The 19,123-nt window shown below is 65.4% G+C and carries 17 protein-coding genes and 1 riboswitch; of the genes, 12 read left to right on the top strand and 5 right to left on the bottom strand.

The window, feature by feature from the left end; all coding sequences use genetic code 11:
• The first annotated feature begins 72 nt into the window (after positions 1–72).
• The gene (map, locus tag AB0P23_RS03725) at positions 73–948 is read left to right on the top strand and encodes a type I methionyl aminopeptidase (protein WP_045841850.1); all 876 of its coding nucleotides are present in this window, start codon (positions 73–75) and stop codon (positions 946–948) included.
• 78 nt (positions 949–1,026) lie between these two features.
• Positions 1,027–2,556, top strand: a complete 1,530-nt coding sequence (locus AB0P23_RS03720; protein WP_363796827.1) for a cobyric acid synthase — start codon at positions 1,027–1,029, stop codon at positions 2,554–2,556.
• On the opposite strand, the gene AB0P23_RS03715 is transcribed toward AB0P23_RS03720, so the two are convergent.
• The 3 genes from AB0P23_RS03715 to AB0P23_RS03705 are packed head-to-tail and all read right to left on the bottom strand — an operon-like array spanning position 2,540 to position 4,541.
• The gene (locus AB0P23_RS03715; protein WP_027496720.1) at positions 2,540–3,235 is read right to left on the bottom strand and encodes a hypothetical protein; all 696 of its coding nucleotides are present in this window, start codon (positions 3,233–3,235) and stop codon (positions 2,540–2,542) included. The two genes, AB0P23_RS03720 and AB0P23_RS03715, sit on opposite strands and share 17 nt — an antisense overlap.
• Entirely contained in the window at positions 3,232–4,182 is a 951-nt protein-coding gene (locus AB0P23_RS03710) for an ABC transporter ATP-binding protein (RefSeq protein ID WP_032372618.1), read from the bottom strand. Before AB0P23_RS03710 ends, AB0P23_RS03715 begins: the two co-directional genes overlap by 4 nt.
• On the bottom strand, positions 4,179–4,541 hold the full coding sequence (locus AB0P23_RS03705; protein ID WP_027496722.1) for a GntR family transcriptional regulator: 363 nt from the start codon (positions 4,539–4,541) through the stop codon (positions 4,179–4,181). Before AB0P23_RS03705 ends, AB0P23_RS03710 begins: the two co-directional genes overlap by 4 nt.
• Before the next feature lie 106 nt (positions 4,542–4,647).
• Between AB0P23_RS03705 and AB0P23_RS03700 the strand changes: the two genes are divergently transcribed.
• Positions 4,648–5,214 carry an alpha/beta hydrolase gene (locus AB0P23_RS03700; RefSeq protein WP_206497917.1) on the top strand — a complete coding sequence of 189 codons (567 nt, stop codon included), beginning with the start codon at positions 4,648–4,650 and terminating at the stop codon, positions 5,212–5,214.
• Positions 5,215–5,221: 7 nt separating this feature from the next.
• Here the strand turns inward: AB0P23_RS03700 and mtr are convergent, their stop codons facing one another.
• Entirely contained in the window at positions 5,222–6,607 is a 1,386-nt protein-coding gene (mtr, locus tag AB0P23_RS03695; protein WP_283550149.1) for a mycothione reductase, read from the bottom strand.
• A complete protein-coding gene (locus AB0P23_RS03690; RefSeq protein WP_032372615.1) occupies positions 6,604–7,644 on the bottom strand; it encodes an alpha/beta hydrolase in 1,041 nt (346 codons plus the stop codon). The genes mtr and AB0P23_RS03690 overlap by 4 nt, the downstream gene beginning before the upstream one ends.
• Positions 7,645–7,835: 191 nt before the next feature.
• On the opposite strand from AB0P23_RS03690, the gene mqo reads away from it, so the two are divergent.
• The 9 genes from mqo (at position 7,836) to cobA (ending at position 19,121) form a co-directional block, all read left to right on the top strand.
• The gene (gene mqo, locus AB0P23_RS03685; RefSeq protein WP_027496726.1) at positions 7,836–9,356 is read left to right on the top strand and encodes a malate dehydrogenase (quinone); all 1,521 of its coding nucleotides are present in this window, start codon (positions 7,836–7,838) and stop codon (positions 9,354–9,356) included.
• 11 nt (positions 9,357–9,367) lie between these two features.
• The gene (locus AB0P23_RS03680) at positions 9,368–9,844 is read left to right on the top strand and encodes a GNAT family N-acetyltransferase (protein ID WP_027496727.1); all 477 of its coding nucleotides are present in this window, start codon (positions 9,368–9,370) and stop codon (positions 9,842–9,844) included.
• A 51-nt stretch (positions 9,845–9,895) separates the two neighbouring features.
• Positions 9,896–10,031: riboswitch (cobalamin riboswitch) on the top strand.
• A 39-nt stretch (positions 10,032–10,070) separates the two neighbouring features.
• Positions 10,071–12,014 carry a magnesium chelatase subunit D family protein gene (locus tag AB0P23_RS03675; RefSeq protein WP_363796824.1) on the top strand — a complete coding sequence of 648 codons (1,944 nt, stop codon included), beginning with the start codon at positions 10,071–10,073 and terminating at the stop codon, positions 12,012–12,014.
• An 11-nt stretch (positions 12,015–12,025) separates the two neighbouring features.
• Positions 12,026–12,646 carry a cob(I)yrinic acid a,c-diamide adenosyltransferase gene (cobO, locus tag AB0P23_RS03670; protein ID WP_027496729.1) on the top strand — a complete coding sequence of 207 codons (621 nt, stop codon included), beginning with the start codon at positions 12,026–12,028 and terminating at the stop codon, positions 12,644–12,646.
• Positions 12,640–14,034 (top strand): cobyrinate a,c-diamide synthase, encoded by a 1,395-nt coding sequence (locus AB0P23_RS03665; RefSeq protein ID WP_032372613.1) that lies wholly within the window; start codon positions 12,640–12,642, stop codon positions 14,032–14,034. Before cobO ends, AB0P23_RS03665 begins: the two co-directional genes overlap by 7 nt.
• Positions 14,025–14,414 carry a cobalamin biosynthesis protein gene (locus tag AB0P23_RS03660; protein WP_052062837.1) on the top strand — a complete coding sequence of 130 codons (390 nt, stop codon included), beginning with the start codon at positions 14,025–14,027 and terminating at the stop codon, positions 14,412–14,414. The genes AB0P23_RS03665 and AB0P23_RS03660 overlap by 10 nt, the downstream gene beginning before the upstream one ends.
• Before the next feature lie 37 nt (positions 14,415–14,451).
• Positions 14,452–16,119, top strand: coding sequence for an alkaline phosphatase D family protein (locus AB0P23_RS03655; protein ID WP_363796821.1), 1,668 nt, complete (start codon positions 14,452–14,454; stop codon positions 16,117–16,119).
• 72 nt (positions 16,120–16,191) lie between these two features.
• Positions 16,192–17,874 carry an ATP-binding cassette domain-containing protein gene (locus AB0P23_RS03650; RefSeq protein ID WP_032366426.1) on the top strand — a complete coding sequence of 561 codons (1,683 nt, stop codon included), beginning with the start codon at positions 16,192–16,194 and terminating at the stop codon, positions 17,872–17,874.
• A complete protein-coding gene (gene cobA, locus AB0P23_RS03645) occupies positions 17,841–19,121 on the top strand; it encodes a uroporphyrinogen-III C-methyltransferase (protein WP_048318323.1) in 1,281 nt (426 codons plus the stop codon). The genes AB0P23_RS03650 and cobA overlap by 34 nt, the downstream gene beginning before the upstream one ends.
• The last annotated feature ends 2 nt before the right edge of the window (positions 19,122–19,123 follow it).

Below are 19,123 nucleotides of genomic sequence, written 5' to 3'. Positions count from 1 at the left end.
TTGCGGATTCGGTGGCCTCGACCAGCAGCGCTGGTTCTTCTGGACACGGATGCGACGACTACTCTGGACGGCATGTCTGTCACCGCCGAGAGCAAGCCCCGTCAGCCACTCGTGCCAGGCGTCGTCTCGCCCGTCCTCTCCGTGCCGAAGTCGATCGAGCGACCCGAATACGCGTGGAAGTCGACCGTGAACGAAGGCAGCGAGCCGTGGGTGCAGACCCCCGAGGTCATCGAGAAGATGCGCGTGGCGTCGAAGATCGCGGCTCGCGCTCTGCAGGAAGCGGGCCGGGCCGTGGCACCGGGAGTGACCACCGACGAGCTCGACCGTATTGCACACGAGTACATGGTCGACCACGGCGCTTACCCGTCCACGTTGGGCTACAAGGGTTTTCCGAAATCGTGCTGCACCTCGCTGAACGAGGTCATCTGCCACGGCATCCCCGATTCGACGGTGATCGAGGACGGAGACATCGTCAACATCGACGTCACCGCGTACATCGACGGTGTGCACGGCGACACCAACGCGACGTTCCTGGCGGGTGACGTGTCCGAGGAGGCGCGCCTGCTCGTCGAGCGGACCCACGAAGCGACGATGCGTGCCATCAAGGCGGTCAAGCCGGGGCGCGCCCTGAACGTGGTCGGGCGAGTGATCGAGTCCTATGCGCACCGGTTCGGCTACGGCGTGGTGGAGGACTTCACCGGCCACGGCATCGGCACGACGTTCCACAACGGCCTCGTCGTGCTGCACTACGACCAGCCGTCCGTGGAGACCATCATCGAGCCGGGCATGACGTTCACCATCGAACCGATGATCAACCTGGGCACGATCAACGCCGAGATGTGGGACGACGGCTGGACGGTGGTCACGCACGACAAGAAGTGGACCGCACAGTTCGAGCACACGCTCGTGGTGACCGAGACGGGTTGCGAGATCCTGACACTGCCGTGAGCGGAGCCTGCGGAGTGAACAGAAGTCTGATACTGCCGTGAGCGGAGCCTGCGGAGTGAATAGAAGTGTGAGACTGCCGTGAAAGGCGCTCTGTTGGTCGCCGGCACTACCTCCGATGCAGGCAAGAGTGTGTTGGTCGCCGGCCTGTGCCGGATGCTGGCGCGGCGGGGTGTTCGGGTGGCCCCGTTCAAGGCGCAGAACATGTCGAACAACTCGGTCGTCACGTTGGACGGCGGCGAGATCGGCCGGGCTCAGGCGATGCAGGCGGCCGCCTGTGGCCTCGAGCCCAGCGTGCGGTTCAATCCGGTGTTGCTCAAGCCCGGCAGTGATCGGACGTCGCAGTTGGTGGTGCGCGGGCGTGCGGTGGCCCAGGTGAGTGCGAGCAACTACATCGAACATCGGCAGGCGCTCCGGCATGTGGTCGCCGACGAGTTGTCCTCGCTACGTGCCGAATTCGACGTGGTGATCTGCGAGGGTGCCGGTTCACCGGCCGAGATCAATCTACGCGCCACCGATCTGGCCAACATGGGGTTGGCGAGGGCGGCGTCGCTGCCGGTGATCGTGGTGGGCGACATCGACCGCGGGGGAGTGCTGGCACACCTGTTCGGGACGGTGGCGGTGTTGTCACCCGAGGATCAGGCTCTCGTGGCAGGGTTCGTGATCAACAAGTTTCGGGGTGGTCCGGCTCTGTTGGCACCGGGGCTCGACCAGTTGCGGGCGTTGACCGGGCGGCCGACGTACGGAGTCGTTCCGTTCGCCGACGGGTTGTGGATGGACGCGGAGGATTCGCTCGGCACCGTTCCCGATGCGCCCGTCGGCAGGCCCCGTCCTCCGCTCGGCTCGCAGTGGCTGCGGGTGGCGGCGGTGCGATTGCCGAGGATCTCCAACACGACCGATGTCGAGGCGCTGGCGTGCGAGCCCGGAGTGTCGGTGCACTGGGTCACCGAGCCTTCTCGGCTCGAGGATGCGGATTTGGTGGTCGTCCCCGGCAGCAAGTCCACGGTGTCGGATCTGGAATGGTTGCGGCGCACCGGTCTTGCTCGTGCCCTTTCCGAGCGCGCCGCTGCGGGGAGGCCGGTTCTCGGCATCTGCGGCGGTTACCAGATGTTGGGCCGAACCATCTCTGATTCCGTGGAGTCGGGCGTCGGAAGGGTCGAGGGACTGGGATTGCTCGATCTCGACATCGAATTCGCGGCCGAGAAGGTACTCGTGCAGGTGAGTGGTCGTTCCGTCACATTCGGCTCGGATCCCGTGCGGGGGTACGAAATTCACCATGGACGAGTGGTCCGGAACGACGACGATGCGCTGCTGACGACCGCGGGGGGCGTCGGCGAGGGCAGTGTGCGTGGCGGTGTCGTGGGAACTCACTGGCACGGACTCCTCGAATCCGATGATTTCCGTCGATCCTTTCTCGCCTGGGTGGCAGAGAAGGCGGGTCGCGCGGGATTCGAGGTTGCGTCCGACACGTCGGTTGCGGCCCTACGGGAACAGCAGTTGGATCTGCTGGCCGATCTGGTGGACAGCAACATCGATATCGACGCCGTTCTCGATCTGATAGAGAACGGCGTCGACGGCTCGACGAGAAAGATCGTCACGCAGATGCTTTGAGCAAGCCCATCCAACTGACGGTCGAGAAGATCCCGGTGATCACGAGCGGAACGACCACCAGCAGAAGCACGCGTGGGGTGTCGGTGAAGAACGTCCCGACGTCGGGCCACCAGTTCTGCCACGTGATCACGATCGCGCCGCCTCCGAAGACGACGAGGCCGGCGAGTCCGAGCGTGAACAGACCGTTCGTGCGGAAGCGCCGGTAGACGACTCCGACGAACGCCCCGATGGACCCGATCAGCAGTAGCCCGATCACCAGAGTCAGCCACTGCAGGAGCGGGTTGTCGGTGGCGTAGCGGGCCAGACCGAACATGCGGATCTTCAGCCCGAAGCCGCCGGTCGCGGCTTCGACGACCGACAACAGGTAGACGATCGTGCCGAGGGCGACCGATTGTGCTACCCCCACCAGTGCTGTCGCAGTGAGGAATTCGCGACGTGTGATGCTCAGGCTCAGGGCGTACGGGAAGCACTGGGTGATAGCCGTGACGTAGAAGGCAATAGCGAACCCATACACCGAGAACACGCCGCCGCTGAAGCTGAAATCCGAATCGCTTTCCGGAACGACCGAGAAGATGCCGTAGGTGATCACGAACACTGCGACGAGAATTCCCAGGGGCCACGCGAATGTGGTTGCCCAGGAGGTGTTGTGGACCCGAGCTACGTTCAATATTCGCTTCATGACAAGGCCTCCTCGGCGGTGGTCGACTCGTGGATAGATCCGGAATGGGCAGTGGTTCGATCGATGATCAACTGCTGCAACGGAATCGGTTCGATGCTGAGACCGGACGCCACGCCGAGGGATTGCTGGTGATCGTTCAGTCGCCCGTCGATCGTCGCTCGGGCTGTCGAGCCGAGGGCAGTTCTGTGCAAGACTCGATGCTCTGCAGCGAACCGGTCGACGGCCTCGGTCGGACCGGTGATCTCGAATGCTCTCTCGCGCAGATCGTCCGACTCGGCGTCGAGCAGAATTCTTCCCTTGTCGATGAGAATCACGTGCTCGATCAGATTGCTGACCTCGTCTATGAGGTGTGTCGACAGAACGACCGTTCGGGGGTTCTCCGCGTAGTCGGCCAGCAGCCGGTCGTAGAACATGTGTCGTGAGACTGCGTCCAGCCCCAGGTAGGGCTCGTCGAAGAAGGTGAGTGGCGCTCGGGACGCGAGACCGATGACGATTCCGAGTGCCGACGTCATCCCGCGAGAGAGCTTCTTGATCTTGCGACCCAACGGGAGGTCGAAATCGCGCAGCAATTCGGCAGCGAAGTCGTTGTCCCAGTGCGGAAGAATGTGGGAGGCCTGCGCAATGGCGTTCTTGACCTTCAGATCGTCGGGATACTTCTGGCTTTCCTTGACGAAGCACACGTGACTCAGAGCGCGTGGGTTCTCCCACGGGCGTTCGCCGAATACCGAGATCTCACCATCACTTTCGCGCATCTGGGCGGTCATCATCTGCATGACGGTGGTCTTGCCTGCTCCGTTGCGGCCGAGGAAGCCGTAGATCTTGTTGCGTTCGATCTCGAAGCTCACGTCGTCGACGGCGGTGAACGAGCCGAACTTCTTGGTCAGGTGTGTGGCCGACGCAACGACGCGGCGGAGTTCGTCGGGCGTACCGATATCGTGGATGCTCATCGCGCTGCCTCCCAGTTGTCGAGCATGGTCTTGAGTTCGTCCACGGTCATTCCGAGCTTGCGTGCCTCGGTGACCAGCGGGTCGATGTACTGACGGGCGAACAGATCGCGTCGACGGAACCGGAGTGCGTCCCGTGCGCCTGTGGTGACGAACATTCCGATCCCTCGTTTCTTGTAGACGACGCCGTCGGCGACGAGCTTCGCGAGCCCTTTGCCCGCTGTGGCCGGATTGATGCGGTGGAACGCGGCGAGCTCGTTGGTGGAGGGAACCTGTTCTTCCTCGGCCAGGGAGCCGTCGATGATCGAGTTCTCGACGAGCTCGGCAATCTGCAGGAAGATCGGCCTGCCCTCGTCCATCAGAGCCACCGCCGCGGCGGCGAGGTTCGGTACCTCACTGGTTCATTACTCATGTAACTAACCATAGGACCGGTGCGTGGTTCTGGCAAGAGGCAGTACCGTCGTCCCCATGGAGTTCACGCATGTGAGTGCTGCGGGCGGGTCTGTTTCGGTACGAGTAGCGGGACCGGACAGTCGGCACGCCGTGCTCCTGTTGCCGGACATCGGCGATTCGGTCGATGTCTACGACTCGGTGAGCGAGCGCTTGCACAACTCGGATCTGAAAACCGTTGCGGTCGAAGACATCGACGGAGTGGGGTACGACGCTGTTCTCGCCTTGCTGGACGAGCTGAAGCTGTCGTGGGTCCACCTCGTCGGGAGCGGTGCCGGTGCGGAATCGGCCTGGAGACTGGCGGCGAAGACTTTCGGTCGGTTTGCCAGCCTCATCGCCGTGGATCGTTGCCACCCGGCGATCGCCGACCATCGGGGCATCGTGCGGGACGCCGATTGCCCCGCAATCGAGTTGCCGACGACGCTGGTCATCGGCAACTCCGAGATGCGTCCGTCCGCCGACAACAGCGGCCGCTTCGTCTACTCGGACTTTCGGGTCGTCGCGCTCGACGGCGTCGAACATGTCGCGGCCGACGCCCCGGCGGCGCTGGCCACGGAGATCGTGCTCCGCACCAGCCCCTGGTGATCGAAACCTACAGGTCGAGGCCCAGGAGGGCGTTCTCGACCACCTCGGGCAGTCCTGGGTGGATCCAGTACTGACCACGGGCCATGTCCTGGGCGGACAGTCCGAAGCTCATCGCCTGGATGAGCGGCTGGATGAGAGTCGGGGCCTGAGCTCCGATGATGTGAGCCCCGAGTATCTTGCCGGTGCCCTTCTCGGCGATGATCTTGCACAGCCCTTCGCTGTCCTCCATCGCCCAGCCGAAGGCGACGTCGCCGTAGTTCTGGACCTTCACCGTGATGTCGAGCCCTGCGTCTCGGGCCTGTTCCTCGGTCATACCCACCTCCGCGATCTGCGGATCGGTGAACACGGCAGCGGGAACGAAGCGGTGATCGTAGGTACGCAACGCGGACGTGTCGCCGTGCCAGGCGTCCTGCAACAGGTTGTGCTGGACGACGCGCGCTTCCTGATTGGCCACATGCTTGAGCTGGTACGGCGAGGAGACGTCGCCCAGTGCGAAGACGCCCTCGGCTGTGGTGCGGCCGAACTCGTCGACCACGATGCGGCCCTCGTCGTCCAGCTCGATCCCGGCAGCACCGAGATTCAGTCGGTCGCCGTTGGGCTGGCGGCCGACGGCCACGAGAAACGCGTCTCCGAGGACCTTGGTGCCGTCCGAGAGTTCGACGCCGTGCAGTCCGCCCTCGGAAATCCCGCGCGTGTCACCGGAGTCGAGGTGAACGTCCCACTTGGCCCGGGCGAGCTCGGTGAATCGCTTCGCGATATCGGCATCCAACGCGCGCAGCAGCGAATCCTTGCGCGCGACGATCGACACCTTCGACCCGAGTGCGGAGAAGACGTGCGCGAATTCGGCTGCGATGTAACCGGATCCGAGGATCACGAGGTGTTCGGGCAGTGCCGGTAGACGCATGACGTCGTTGTTGGTGTGGTAGTCGACACCGGAATCTTCGATCGATTGCGGCACGATGGGACGCGAGCCGGCCGCGATGACGATCCGGTCGGCCGTGATGGTCGCGCCGGTTCCGGTGTCGATGGTGCGCGGCCCGACAAAGCTCGCGTGACCCTGGAACAGCGTCACGTTGGGGCTGCCCTCGGCCCGGTATCGCTTACCGCCCTCGGAGATGGGGTCGATGCGTCCGAAGACCCGCTCGACGATGTCCGGCCAGCGGACCGCGTCGACGTGTGCATCGATGCCGTACTTGGCGGAATCTCGCACGGTACGGGCGACCTCGGCCGCGTAGACGTACATCTTGGTGGGGATACAGCCGACGTTGAGGCAGGTTCCGCCGAACGTCGAATTCTCCTCGATCAGGGCGACCTTCTTGTCGTCGAACCTCTGATCGACGATCGAGTTTCCCGAGCCGGAGCCGATGATGACGACGTCGAAGTGCTCAGTCATGAAATGTGTCCGATCTCGGTGTGGTCCTTGCCCGACGCGTGGTCGGTCTTCTCTCCTCGGTGCAACCACTCGAGCCATTCGTCCATTTCCTCGAAGGCCTGGGCGCGAGGGCCCTCGGTGGACAGGAAGACGTCGTGGCGTGCGCCCTCGATGGGGACGATGGAGGTTCGATCACCCAGGCAGCCGGCCCAACGGGCGATCTGCCGGACGTCGAGAACGGCATCGGCCGCGTCGACGGCCGAGCTGTAGCGGCGAGAGAAATGCGTCACTTTCGAGCGAAGGATCAGCGAGGGAATTCCGATATCGAGGCCGCGGTGCAGCTCGGCATGCCCGTGCCGGACCGCACGGATCCAGCCGAAGGTGATGGGGAAGCCGGCGAGGGGTTTCCAGTCCAGGTCGTAATCCCACTCGCCCTGCTCCGATGCCGCAAGGGAAAGGCCGTAGGTGTCCAAGCCGCCCCCGGGAACCGGGGTCTTGGCCCGGAATCTGCCGATGACGTCGATCGCCGCGGTACCGACGCTACGTATCGCAGGCGGGCCCTGCAGGTCGAACCAGGGGCTGTTGAGGACGACGCCTGCCAGGCCCAACCCGGACGAGCCGCCTTCCTGACGGTTGAGACGGTTGAGCCACAGCGGCAACACGAGGCCACCGGTGGAGTGCGCCATCAGCAGCACCGGCGCGTCCGCGCGCTCGGCGCGCACCAGGCTCAGCGCCTCGTTCAGCTCGGCGTCGTACATCGCCAGATCGGTCACGAAGTGTGCAGTCTGGCCCTCACGGCGCGATCGTCCACATTTGCGCAGGTCGAGCGCGTAGAACGCGTATCCCTTGGCGGAGAAATGCTCGGCGATGTGTCGCTGGAAGAAGTAGTCGGTGAATCCGTGGACATAGATGACCGCGCGGTCGAAGTTGGCGACACCCGGCGGTTGATACCGCACCAGAGTGGCCTCGACCTGGCCCTCGCCGTCCGGATCGTCTCCGAGTGGGATGGTCGTCTGTTCGTAGCCGTCGCCGAGGACATCGGGAACCCAGGTAGTCACAGATCACAACTGTAGTGGGCGCCGCCGACAGCGTCCGAGGAGCACAATCGAGAGCAGGTTGACGTGGTGTCCGATGGGGTAGGCCCAGCTAGTAACCTGACCGCATCGGGTGAGTAACCCTCTACAGAAGAGTTCTCGGACCGATACCGCCACCGGCCGAGACCTTTACAGACAAGGAAGTCGATTCTCCAGTGTCCACAGATGAGCAGGGTAAGCGGATCAAGACCGACGTCGTTCTGGTCGGTGCCGGAATCATGAGCGCCACCCTCGGTGCGCTGCTCCGTCAGCTCGAGCCGAACTGGTCGATCGACGTCTACGAACGTCTCGACGCCGCAGCGGCCGAAAGCAGCGACGCGTGGAACAACGCGGGCACCGGGCACTCGGCGCTCTGCGAGCTCAACTACACGCCGCAGAACAAAGACGGCAGCGTCGATATCGCCAAGGCGCTCAACGTCAACGAGCAGTTCCAGGTTTCGCGGCAGTTCTGGGCCCACGGCATCGAGACCGGCGTCCTCTCCGACGCCAAGAACTTCATCAACCCGATCCCGCACGTGAGCTTCGTGCACGGCGAGGACAACGTGAAGTACCTGCGGGCGCGCTACGAGGCGCTCGTCGGCAACCCCCTGTTCGCCGGCATGGAGTACATCGATTCCAAGGACGAGTTCACCGCGCGACTGCCGCTGATGGCTCGTGGCCGTGACTTCTCCGATCCGGTCGCGCTCAACTGGAGTCAGGAAGGCACCGACGTCGACTTCGGTGCACTCACCAAGCAGCTGCTGAACTACCTGTCCGCGGCGGGTGGCACCGTGCACTTCGGGCACGATGTGCGCAACATCACCAAGCAGTCCGACGGCACGTGGGACGTCAAGGTGGCGAACCAGCGCACCGGTGCCAAGAAGACCGTCAACGCCAAGTTCGTGTTCGTCGGGGCGGGCGGCGGCGCGCTGCACCTGCTGCAGAAGTCGGGCATCGCCGAGATCAAGGGCTTCGGCGGATTCCCCGTCAGCGGCGAATGGCTGCGGTGCACCAACCCCGAACTGATCGAGCAGCACTCGGCCAAGGTGTACGGAAAGGCCTCGGTGGGAGCACCGCCGATGTCGGTGCCGCACCTCGACACGCGCGTCATCAACGGCCAGCAGGGATTGTTGTTCGGCCCGTACGCGGGATGGTCACCGAAGTTCCTCAAGCAGGGCAAGATCACCGATCTGCCCGGCTCGGTCAAGCCGGGCAACCTGATGTCGATGCTCGGCGTCGGCGTGACCGAGCTCGGGCTCGTGAAGTACCTGGTGAGCGAGTTGGCTCAGTCGCAGGCCGATCGGGTCGAGACTCTGCGGGAGTTCGCGCCGACCGTCGTCGCCAAGGACTGGGAGCTGGTCACGGCCGGTCAGCGTGTCCAGGTGATCCGGAAGAAGGGACGCGGCGGCGTTCTCGAGTTCGGTACCGCTGTGGTCAACGCTGCCGACGGCAGCATCGCGGGCCTGCTCGGTGCCTCTCCCGGCGCATCGACAGCCGTACCGGCCATGCTGGACGTGCTCCAGCGGTGCTTCGGAGACAAGTACGACGCGTGGCAGCCCAAGCTCAAGGAAATGGTCCCGTCCCTGGGGGTCAAACTGGCTCAGAACAGCTCGCTGTTCGACGAGGTCTGGGCCTGGACCTCGAAGACGCTGGAGCTGGAAAGTTCGCGTGAGCTCGCACAGCACACGGGTGTGTGATAGCAAAAGGTATGAATACGCAAGCAGCAGCTCTCAAACGATCGTGGGCACTAGACCTGTCCAACAGCACGTTGTACGACCTGTTGAAGCTGCGTGTCGAGGTGTTCGTGGTCGAGCAGGCCTGCGCCTATCCGGAGTTGGACGGACGCGACCTGCTGACCGAGACGCGGCACTTCTGGCTCGAACGAGACGGTGAAGTGGTGTGCACTCTGCGTCTGCTCGAAGAGCACGACGACGGCGAGAAGGCGTTCCGTATCGGCCGCCTGTGCACCCAGCGCTCGGCCAGGGGACAGGGACACACCACGCGAATTCTGCGGGCCGCCCTGGCCGAGGTCGGTTCGGCACCGTGCCGGATCAACGCGCAGAGCTACCTCGTCGACATGTACGCCAAGCACGGCTTCCTGCCCGACGGCGAGGAAGTACTCGAGGACGGTATTCCGCACACTCCGATGCGTCGCGGTGGCGGCACCGCCTGGAGCGAGGCGTAACAGCCCGTTCGGATCCGAAGCTACGAATGCCACACACGTCCAGGCGTGTGTGGCATTCGTTCGTTCGGCGGTAGTGTTCCGTTCGAAGTCGAGTGCGGAGAAGTCCTGTGAGAATCAGGCGCGGTCCCGCCACTGTGATCAGGAGTGTTCTCCTGTCAGCCAGATCGCCGCCCGGCTTCGTGTAGTCCACCGAACGCTCGGCGCGGAACTCCGAGCACGAAGGGAATTGGTTGTGCAGCGAGAGAGCAGTGTCCCCGAACCGGGGTATCCGTTCAGTGCGATCGTCGGCCAGGATCAGCTGCGGTTGTCGTTGATCCTGTGCGCGGTGCACCCCGGTATCGGCGGTGTGCTGGTGCGCGGCGAGAAGGGGACCGCGAAATCGACGGTGGTTCGCGCGCTCGCAACTCTGCTGCCGGCCGTCGAGGACGAGGACGGTGCCCGCCCGGCCAAGCTGGTCGAGCTTCCGGTGGGAGCGACCGAGGACCGCGTGGTGGGGTCCATCGACCTCGAGAAGGTACTGCGCGACGGGGAACGAGCATTCCAACCCGGCCTGCTCGCAGCAGCACACCGCGGCGTGCTCTACGTCGACGAAGTGAACCTGTTGCACGACCATCTTGTGGACGTCCTGCTCGACGCGGCGGCGATGGGTCGCGTACACGTCGAACGAGACGGCGTATCGCATTCTCACCCAGCACAATTCGTTCTCGTGGGCACGATGAATCCCGAGGAGGGAGAGCTCCGGCCACAGTTGCTCGACCGATTCGGTCTGGCGGTCGAGGTCACCGCGTCGCGTGATGTGGACGTGCGCATGAACGTCGTGCGCAGGCGAATGAACTACGAGCGTGATCCCCACGCGTTCGCGGCAGCGTACGTCGACGAGGACGCCGCCGTTGCAGCGCAGATCGTAGCCGCACGCACGATCCTCGATGATGTGGTGTTGAGCGACAAGGAACTTCGGCGCATCGCCGCGCTGTGCGCATCGTTCGACGTCGACGGTATGCGCGCAGACCTGGTGGTCGCGCGTACGGCCTCGGCCCACGCCGCGTGGCGAGGCGCGAGCGAGGTGACCGAGGAGGACGTGCGCGTCGCGGCCGAATTGGCGCTACCGCACAGGCGTCGACGCGACCCCTTCGACGAGCCGGGTATAGACGACAAGCAGCTCGACGACGCCATGCGCGACGCCGCCGAACAGGCCGAGCAGCAACCCGATCCCGAGCCGGAGCCGGATCCCGACGGTGATGGAGGAGCACCGAAGCCCGACGCGGCCGAAACTCCCGACGCGCCGTCGAGTACGGAATCCGACACGCCGCAGGAACCGGCCGACAGCCAGGACAAGGCCCCGACCGGTGCGGGCCGCGATCGGCAGGCGGGAACGCCGGGCGCGCAGTTCAAGGCGCGGCTCATCGAACTCCCGGGGGTCGGTGAAGGTGCTCCGGGTAGGCGCTCGCGGTCGAGGTCCTCGTACGGACGGTCGGTTCGTCCCACCGTCGAACCGGGCCGGGGTCTGCATCTGATCGGTACGTTGTTCGCGGCAGCCGAGCAGCAGGTGGTGCGCGGGCGCACGTCCGGGCGGCTGCGGCTCGCGCCCGAGGACCTGCGCGGAGCCGTCAAGGAGGGACGCGAGGGCAATCTCATCGTCTTCGTCGTCGACGCGTCGGGATCCATGGCTGCGCGAGACCGACTGTCGGCGGTGACGGGTGCGGTGCTCTCACTGCTCCGTGACGCCTATCAACGGCGCGACAAGGTCGCGGTCATCACCGTGCGCGGCACCGAGGCCGAGACAGTACTGCCGCCGACGTCCTCGGTCGATGTCGCCGTGACGCGGCTGCGAAAGATGAAGACCGGGGGCAAGTCTCCGTTGGCGCAGGGATTCCTGACCGCGCGAGAGTTGGTGCTGCGCGAGAAGGTTCGAGACCCGCTGCGGCGCGCGTTGGTGGTCGCTCTGACGGATGGGCGTGCCACGGGCGGCACCGATCCCGTCGGTCGGGCGCGAATCGCCGCCCGCCGCATCGCGGCGGACAAGATCGCGTCGGTCGTCGTCGACTGCGAGTCGGGCATGGTGCGCCTGGGATTGGCCGCGGACTTCGCCGGCTGTCTCGGAGGCGGATACGTGGCGCTCGCGGACCTGTCGGCCGAGCAGGTCACTGCCGTCGTTCGCGCAGCGGCGTAGGGGGACACGCGATGCCACAGGGAGTACCTGCTCCGGGAACCGTTCCGGAGGACGGCCTCACGACGCGTCAGCGCCGCAATCTGCCGGTGCTCGCCGTCCACACCGGTCCCGGCAAAGGGAAATCGACCGCTGCGTTCGGAATGGCGTTGCGGGCCTGGAACCAGGGTTTCGACGTCGGCGTGTTCCAGTTCGTCAAGAGTGCGAAGTGGAAGGTGGGCGAGGAAGCGGCATTTCGTGCTCTGGGCGACGCGCACGAGAGCACCGGAATCGGCGGCGCTGTCGAATGGCACAAGATGGGCGAGGGGTGGTCGTGGACTCGCAAGAAGGGCAGCGAGGTCGACCACGCCGACGCCGCGGCCGAAGGCTGGCGTGAGATCGCACGGCGCATCGAGCAGCAATCCCATCGCTTCTACGTGTTGGACGAATTCACCTATCCACTCAAGTGGGGCTGGGTCGACGTCGCGGAGGTGGTCGAGGTGCTGACACATCGGCCGGGCAACCAACATGTCGTCATCACCGGCCGCGACGCTCCGCCGGAGTTGATCGCGGCCGCCGACCTCGTCACCGAGATGACCAAGGTCAAGCACCCGATGGATGCGGGTCGAAAAGGGCAGCGGGGCATCGAATGGTGAACCGGTCGTGTCCGGCTGTGGTGATCGCGGCACCCGCGTCGGGCAGCGGAAAGACGACGGTCGCCACCGGACTGATGGGTGCCCTGCGCGGTGCCGGCCGTCGGGTCGCTCCGTTCAAGGTCGGCCCGGACTACATCGATCCCGGTTACCACTCGCTCGCCGCGGGCCTGCCCGGTCGAAATCTCGACGCAGTCATGGTCGGTGCCGACCGCATCGGCCCACTGTTTCTGCACGGCAGCAGCGGCTGCGACATCGCGGTGGTCGAAGGCGTCATGGGCCTGTTCGACGGCAAGATCGACATGACCGGTCCGGGGGAGGCGTCCGCCGAGGGCTCGACCGCGCGAGTGGCGGCCATGCTCGGCGCGCCGGTGGTGCTCGTGGTCGACGCACGCGGGCACAGTCAATCCCTCGCCGCCGTGCTGCACGGATTCTCCACCTACGACTCGAGTGTGCGGATCGGCGGTGTGATTCTCAACCGCGTCGGCAGTGATCGGCACGAACAGGTGCTCCGTCAGGCCTGCGAACGAGTGGGTGTTCCGGTTCTGGGCTCCCTGCCGAGGATGAGTGAATTGGTCGTTCCGTCACGGCATCTGGGGCTGATCACCGCGGTGGAGCACGGCGGTGCCGCTACCGATGCGGTCGACGCGATGAGTGCATTGGTCGCACAGTTCGTGGACATCGAGGCGGTCGAGGCTCTGGCGCGTTCGTCGGTGACCGTCCCGGCCTGGAACCCTGCGCTCGAGGTCGGACCGTCCGGCGGCGCACCGGTGATCGCTGTCGCCGGCGGCCCGGCGTTCACCTTCGGCTACACCGAGCACGTCGAACTGCTCCGGGCCGCCGGCGCAGATGTTGCGGTCTTCGATCCGCTGCGCGACGGATTACCCTCGGGCACAGCAGGAGTGGTACTTCCCGGCGGGTTCCCGGAAGAACATGCCGCCGCCCTCGCGGCGAACGAAGTGCTACTCGCCGATATCAGGACAGCGGCGGCCCGTGGATTGCCCATACATGCCGAATGCGCCGGATTGCTCTATCTCGCACGGAGATTGGACGGCCACGCCATGGCCGGAGTAGTCGACGTCGACGCGGAATTCGGGAACACGCTCACTCTCGGGTACCGCGATGCCGTCGCCCTCGAATCGTCGACGCTGTTCGACGCGGGTAGCCGCGTCACCGGCCACGAATTCCACCGAACGAAACTGGTGGACGTCCGAGAGAGCGCACCGGCGGCGTGGGGTTGGCACAAGCATGGGGTCGACGGCAGAACCGCCGCACGCGAGGGTTTCGTGCAGGGTGGTGTCCACGCGTCGTATCTGCACACGCACGCGGCGGGAAACCCCGAGTCGATCACTCGATTCGTGTCTGCCGCACACGATTACGCGTGCGTGTGAGGCGCGGCGTCGTCATCGGAATCGGCACCAGAGCAGGGGTCGGACCCGACGAGGTACTGCAGGCGATCACCGAGGTGATCGACGAGAACTGGTCGGTGGTGAGCATCGCATCGATCGACCGAAAAGCAGAACTGGTGGCAGCGATCGCGTCGAGAATGGGTGTTCGAGGAGCGACGTTCTCGGCGGCGGACCTGTCCGCAGTCGTCACCGAATCCGGGTCGGACCGGGTGCGAGACGCAGTCGGTACTGCCAGCGTCGCGGAAGCGTCGGCTCTGTTGGCCGGCTCGGCGCGGCGGTTGCTGGTTCCGAAGGCAGTCGGTGCCACCGTGGTCGTCGCGGTGGCCGCGACGGACGAAGAACCGGCGGATCTGCCGCACTGACTGGCGAAAGCGAGCCGACGAGGGCACTGTGGGTCGAATGAGTTCCGACAGTCTGGTTCTACTCGGCCCGATCGTTCGTTATGTCGGCACCGAGACCGCGACCCTGTGGTTCGAGATGGCGCACCCGTGCACCGTCACCGTCGTCACCGATGTCGGCGTCCGAGCATCGGAACGAACGTGGGGAGTGCACGGTCACCACTTCGCGCTCGTTCCACTCGAGGGCCTGCCCGCCAACGCGCCGGTGAGCTACGAGGTGTTCGTCGACGAGCACACGGTGTGGCCGGAGGACGGCAAGCGAGCCAGCATCCACACCGTGGACGCAGCGGGGCCGGTCACGCTTGCGTTCGGGTCTTGTCGGCGCGGCGACGATTACAGCGCGAAGTCTCTGAAGACGATCGGTGCCGATGCACTCGCCGGGCTCGGATCTGCCCTCATCGAGCAGGATCCGGGCCAGTGGCCCCAGGCCCTGTTGCTTCTGGGTGACCAGGTGTACGCCGACGACCCGTCGCCCGAGATAGTCGAACGACTGCAGGCGCGACGGGAGTCGGGAGAGGGACCGACCAGTGCCATCGGCACCGACGCGGAGAACGAGATCTGCGACTTCGAGGAGTACTCGTGGCTCTATCGGGAATCGTGGGGACTCGAGCCGGTGCGGACGCTGTTGGCGAGCATCCCGTCGTGCATGATTCTCGACGATCACGATCTGCGCGACGACTGGAATTCGTCGGCCTCCTGGCGTCGTGACATCGAGACCCGGCCGTGGTGGAACGACCGCGTGATCGGGGCGTACTCGTCGTACTGGGTGTATCAACATCTGGGCAATCTCTCGCCGAAAGAACTGGCGGGGGACGAGATGTACGCCGCCGTTCGCTCCGCCGAGACCGACGCGGATCGCGAGAAACTGTTGGCCGACTTCGCGTTACGTGTCGATCGAGCCCCCGAGACCGGCCGGTGGAGCTTCTATCGAGATTTCGGCGACACCCGTCTGATCATGATCGACTCACGCTGCTCACGAAATCTCGACCCCGAGAACCGCGAAATGGTCGACGAGAAGGAATGGGCGTGGGTCCGCGAGCGCGCACTCGAGACGACGCCCCGGCATCTGCTGTTCGGATCGTCACTGCCGTACCTGATGCTGCCGGCACTGCATCATCTCGAACAGTGGAACGAGGCTGTGGCACAGGGGAGTTGGGGGCCGAGGTCGGCCAAGGTGGCCGAAAAGATGCGAATCGGACTCGACCTCGAGCACTGGGCCGCATTCACCAACTCGTTCAACGACATGGCTGCCCTGACGCGTGAGCTCTCGCGCGGTGACGACAAGCCCGCGTCGATCATGTGGCTCTCGGGAGACGTGCACTGCTCGTACGTCGCCAACGCCGACTTCGGTGTCGGCGGGCGCGACGTGCCTGCGAGGTATCAGCTGACGATGTCTCCGTTCCGCAATCCGCTGAATCTGCCGATCCGCGCGGTCAACAAACTTGCCGTCAAACGCCCGGCGGCGAGGATCCTGTCGAAGCTCGCGCGGGCCGCCCATGTGGGCCCGTCGGGTGTCGAGTGGCAGGCAGAGGCGGGCCCGTGGTTCGACAACGGGGTCATGCTGCTGACCCTGCACGGCGACTCGGCGCGACTGCAGGTCCACCATGCCCACGTCGACGATGCCGGGAAGCAGGTCCTGACACGAACGTCCAGCCTGGCGCTCGCCTAGAGCAGGCATCCCCGCCATGCTCGGGTGAAAACGATTGGCCATCGAGGGGCTTATGGGGTTGGCTGGTTCGTTGTGGCCCATCTCGAACTCAACGACATCGTGTACTTCCTGCCTGACGGACGGCAGCTGCTCAACGGCGTCGGCTTCCGGGTGGGCGACGGTGCCAAGACCGCATTGATCGGGCCCAACGGAACCGGTAAGACGACGTTGACGCGCATCGTGGCGGGCGACGAGGCTCCCGACGAGGGCGCGGTGTCGAGCTCCGGTTCGCTCGGGGTGATGCGGCAGTTCGTCGGGCAATTGCGAGACGACTCGACGGTGCGTGACCTGTTGCTGTCGGTCGCGTCCCCAGCCGTGCGGTCCGCAGCTGCTGCGCTCGACGCCGCCGAGAACACGATGATCGAGGTCGACGACGAGAAGACCCAGATGAAGTACGCGCAGGCCCTGTCCGATTGGGGCGACGTGGGCGGCTACGACCTGGAACCGTTCTGGGACAAGGTGACCACGGCTGCACTCGGTATGCCGTTCGATCGGGCGAAGTGGCGCGCGGCTTCGACGCTCAGTGGCGGTGAGCAGAAGCGGCTCGTGCTCGAGTCGTTGTTCGCCGGCACCGACGATCTGCTGCTGCTCGACGAGCCGGACAACTACCTCGACGTGCCCGGCAAACGTTGGCTGGAAGCAACGATTCGCGACTCCGACAAGTCCGTCCTGTTCATCAGCCACGACCGGGAGCTCATCGCCAACGCTGCCAATCGGATCGTGACCCTCGAGCCGGGGGTGAGCGGGGCCACCGCGTGGGTGCACGGCGGTGGGTTCGCGACGTATCACGCAGCGCGGGAAGACCGGAACGCGCGACTCGACGAACTGCGCAGGCGGTGGGACGAGGAATTGGTCAAACTGCGCGCGCTGGTGTTGCGTCTGCGCGAGAAGGCGAAGTTCAACGACGGCGTCGCCGCCCGCTACCACGCATCGCAGACGCGACTGGCCAAATTCGAGGAGGCCGGACCGCCCGAGGCCGTGCCGCTCAAGCAGCACGTCACCGTCCGGTTGCGCGGTGGTCGAACGGCCAAGCGTGCGCTCGTGTGCACGGCCCTGGAACTGACCGGACTGATGAAACCGTTCGACACCGAGATCTGGTACGGCGATCGCGTGGCGGTATTGGGTTCCAACGGCTCGGGCAAATCGCACTTCCTGCGTCTGCTCGCCAACGGCGGCACCGATCCCGAGAAGGAGCACGAGCCGGTCCAGGAACTCGCACTCGCGCCCGTTCCGCACACCGGGACAGCGGTACTCGGGGCCCGGGTACGGCCCGGTCTGTTCGCGCAGACGCACACGCGTCCGGATCTCGCCGGCAACACGCTGCTCGAGATCCTTCACATGGGCAACGAGCACCGGGACGGCATGGGCCGTGAGGCCGCCGGCCGAGCGTTGGACCGATACGGTCTGGCCCGCGCGGCCGAACAGTCCTACGACAATCTGTCGGGCGGGCAGCAGGCACGTGTGCAGATTCTTCTGCTCGAGCTCTCCGGCGCCACGCTGCTGCTGCTCGACGAGCCGACCGACAACCTCGACCTGATGTCGGCCGATGCGCTCGAAGACGCCATCGCGGCATTCGAGGGCACCGTGATCGCGGTGACACACGACCGGTGGTTCGCCCGCAGTTTCGATCGATTCCTGGTGTTCGGTGCCACCGGGCAGGTTTACGAAGCAGCCGAGCCCGTATGGGACGAGAAGCGAGTCCAGCGCGCGCGGTAGCGTTTCCTCTCGTGAACGCGACTGACTCTCCCTATCTGGTCGGCCTGAATCTCGAAGGGCGGCGCGTCGTCGTGGTCGGTGGCGGCACCGTCGCACAGCGTCGACTACCGCTGTTGATCTCGTCCGGAGCAGTGGTCCACGTGGTCACCCGCGAGGCCACTCCGGCCGTGGAGGCAATGGCGACGGCAGGGCAGGTGACGCTCGAACTGCGCGATTACCGCCACGGCGATCTGGCCGACGCCTGGTACGCCATCGCCTGCACCGACGAGGCCGAGACCAATATCGCCATTGTTGCGGAAGCGACCGCGTCCAAGATTTTCTGTGTCCGTGCCGACATCGCCAAGGACGGCACAGCCGTCACTCCGGCGTCGGCCGAATGGGACGGCCTCACGCTGGGAGTGCTGGCAGGCGGCGAACATCGCCGATCGGCCGCCGTGCGCAATGCCGTCGTCGAAGCGCTGCAGTCCGGCGTCGTGGCCGACTCGGCGCACGCGCCGCTGACCGGTGTCGCGCTCGTGGGCGGCGGGCCGGGCGACCCGGATCTGATCACCGTCCGGGGCCGCAGACTGCTGGCATACGCGGACGTCGTGGTGGCCGATCGGCTGGCTCCACCCGAGTTGCTCGCCGAACTCGGACCACACGTCGAGGTCATCGACGCTTCGAAGATTCCGTACGGCCGGGCTATGGCGCAGGAAGCCATCAACCAGGCGCTGATCGACGGTGCCAAGGCCGGCAAGTTCGTGGTTCGGCTCAAGGGCGGTGACCCGTACGTCTTCGGTCGCGGTTACGAGGAGCTCGAAGCGCTGGCCGCCGAGGGCATTCCGGTCACGGTGGTACCGGGCATCACCAGCGCGATCTCGGTTCCGTCCTCGGCCGGAATCCCGGTGACGCATCGCGCCGTCACCCACGAATTCGTCGTCGTGAGCGGTCACGTGGCCCCCGATCACCCCGATTCTCTGGTCGACTGGGACGCGTTGGCCAAGCTCAAGGGCACAATCGTGTTGCTGATGGCCGTCGAGCGCATCGGGCTGTTCGCCGATGTACTCGTGGCGGGCGGCCGCCCGTCGGACACCCCCGTCATCGTCGTTCAGGAGGGCACCATGCGCACCCAACGTGAAGTTCGGGCCACGTTGAGCACCGTCGCCGACGCGGTCCGCGAGGCCGAGATCAGGCCGCCGGCGATCGTCGTCATCGGCACTGTGGCCGGGTTCTCTGTACACGCCGGTAACGTGAACGCTCGTGCCTGAGT

This window comes from Rhodococcus sp. NPDC077669 (assembly GCF_040686915.1).
Lineage (GTDB): Bacteria > Actinomycetota > Actinomycetes > Mycobacteriales > Mycobacteriaceae > Rhodococcoides > Rhodococcoides fascians.
This window is presented reverse-complemented; position numbering and strand designations above follow the sequence as displayed.

Excerpts from the sequence above, each read along its gene's own strand:
- AB0P23_RS03655 (WP_363796821.1), top strand. The coding sequence starts at position 14,452 with ATGAGTTCCGACAGTCTGGTTCTACTCGGCCCGATCGTTCGTTATGTC.
- cobO (WP_027496729.1), top strand. The coding sequence starts at position 12,026 with ATGCCACAGGGAGTACCTGCTCCGGGAACCGTTCCGGAGGACGGCCTC.
- mtr (WP_283550149.1), bottom strand. The coding sequence starts at position 6,607 with ATGACTGAGCACTTCGACGTCGTCATCATCGGCTCCGGCTCGGGAAAC.
- map (WP_045841850.1), top strand. The coding sequence starts at position 73 with ATGTCTGTCACCGCCGAGAGCAAGCCCCGTCAGCCACTCGTGCCAGGC.
- cobA (WP_048318323.1), top strand. The coding sequence starts at position 17,841 with ATGGGACGAGAAGCGAGTCCAGCGCGCGCGGTAGCGTTTCCTCTCGTG.
- AB0P23_RS03715 (WP_027496720.1), bottom strand. The coding sequence starts at position 3,235 with ATGAAGCGAATATTGAACGTAGCTCGGGTCCACAACACCTCCTGGGCA.
- AB0P23_RS03700 (WP_206497917.1), top strand. The coding sequence starts at position 4,648 with ATGGAGTTCACGCATGTGAGTGCTGCGGGCGGGTCTGTTTCGGTACGA.
- AB0P23_RS03680 (WP_027496727.1), top strand. The coding sequence starts at position 9,368 with ATGAATACGCAAGCAGCAGCTCTCAAACGATCGTGGGCACTAGACCTG.
- AB0P23_RS03710 (WP_032372618.1), bottom strand. The coding sequence starts at position 4,182 with ATGAGCATCCACGATATCGGTACGCCCGACGAACTCCGCCGCGTCGTT.
- AB0P23_RS03665 (WP_032372613.1), top strand. The coding sequence starts at position 12,640 with ATGGTGAACCGGTCGTGTCCGGCTGTGGTGATCGCGGCACCCGCGTCG.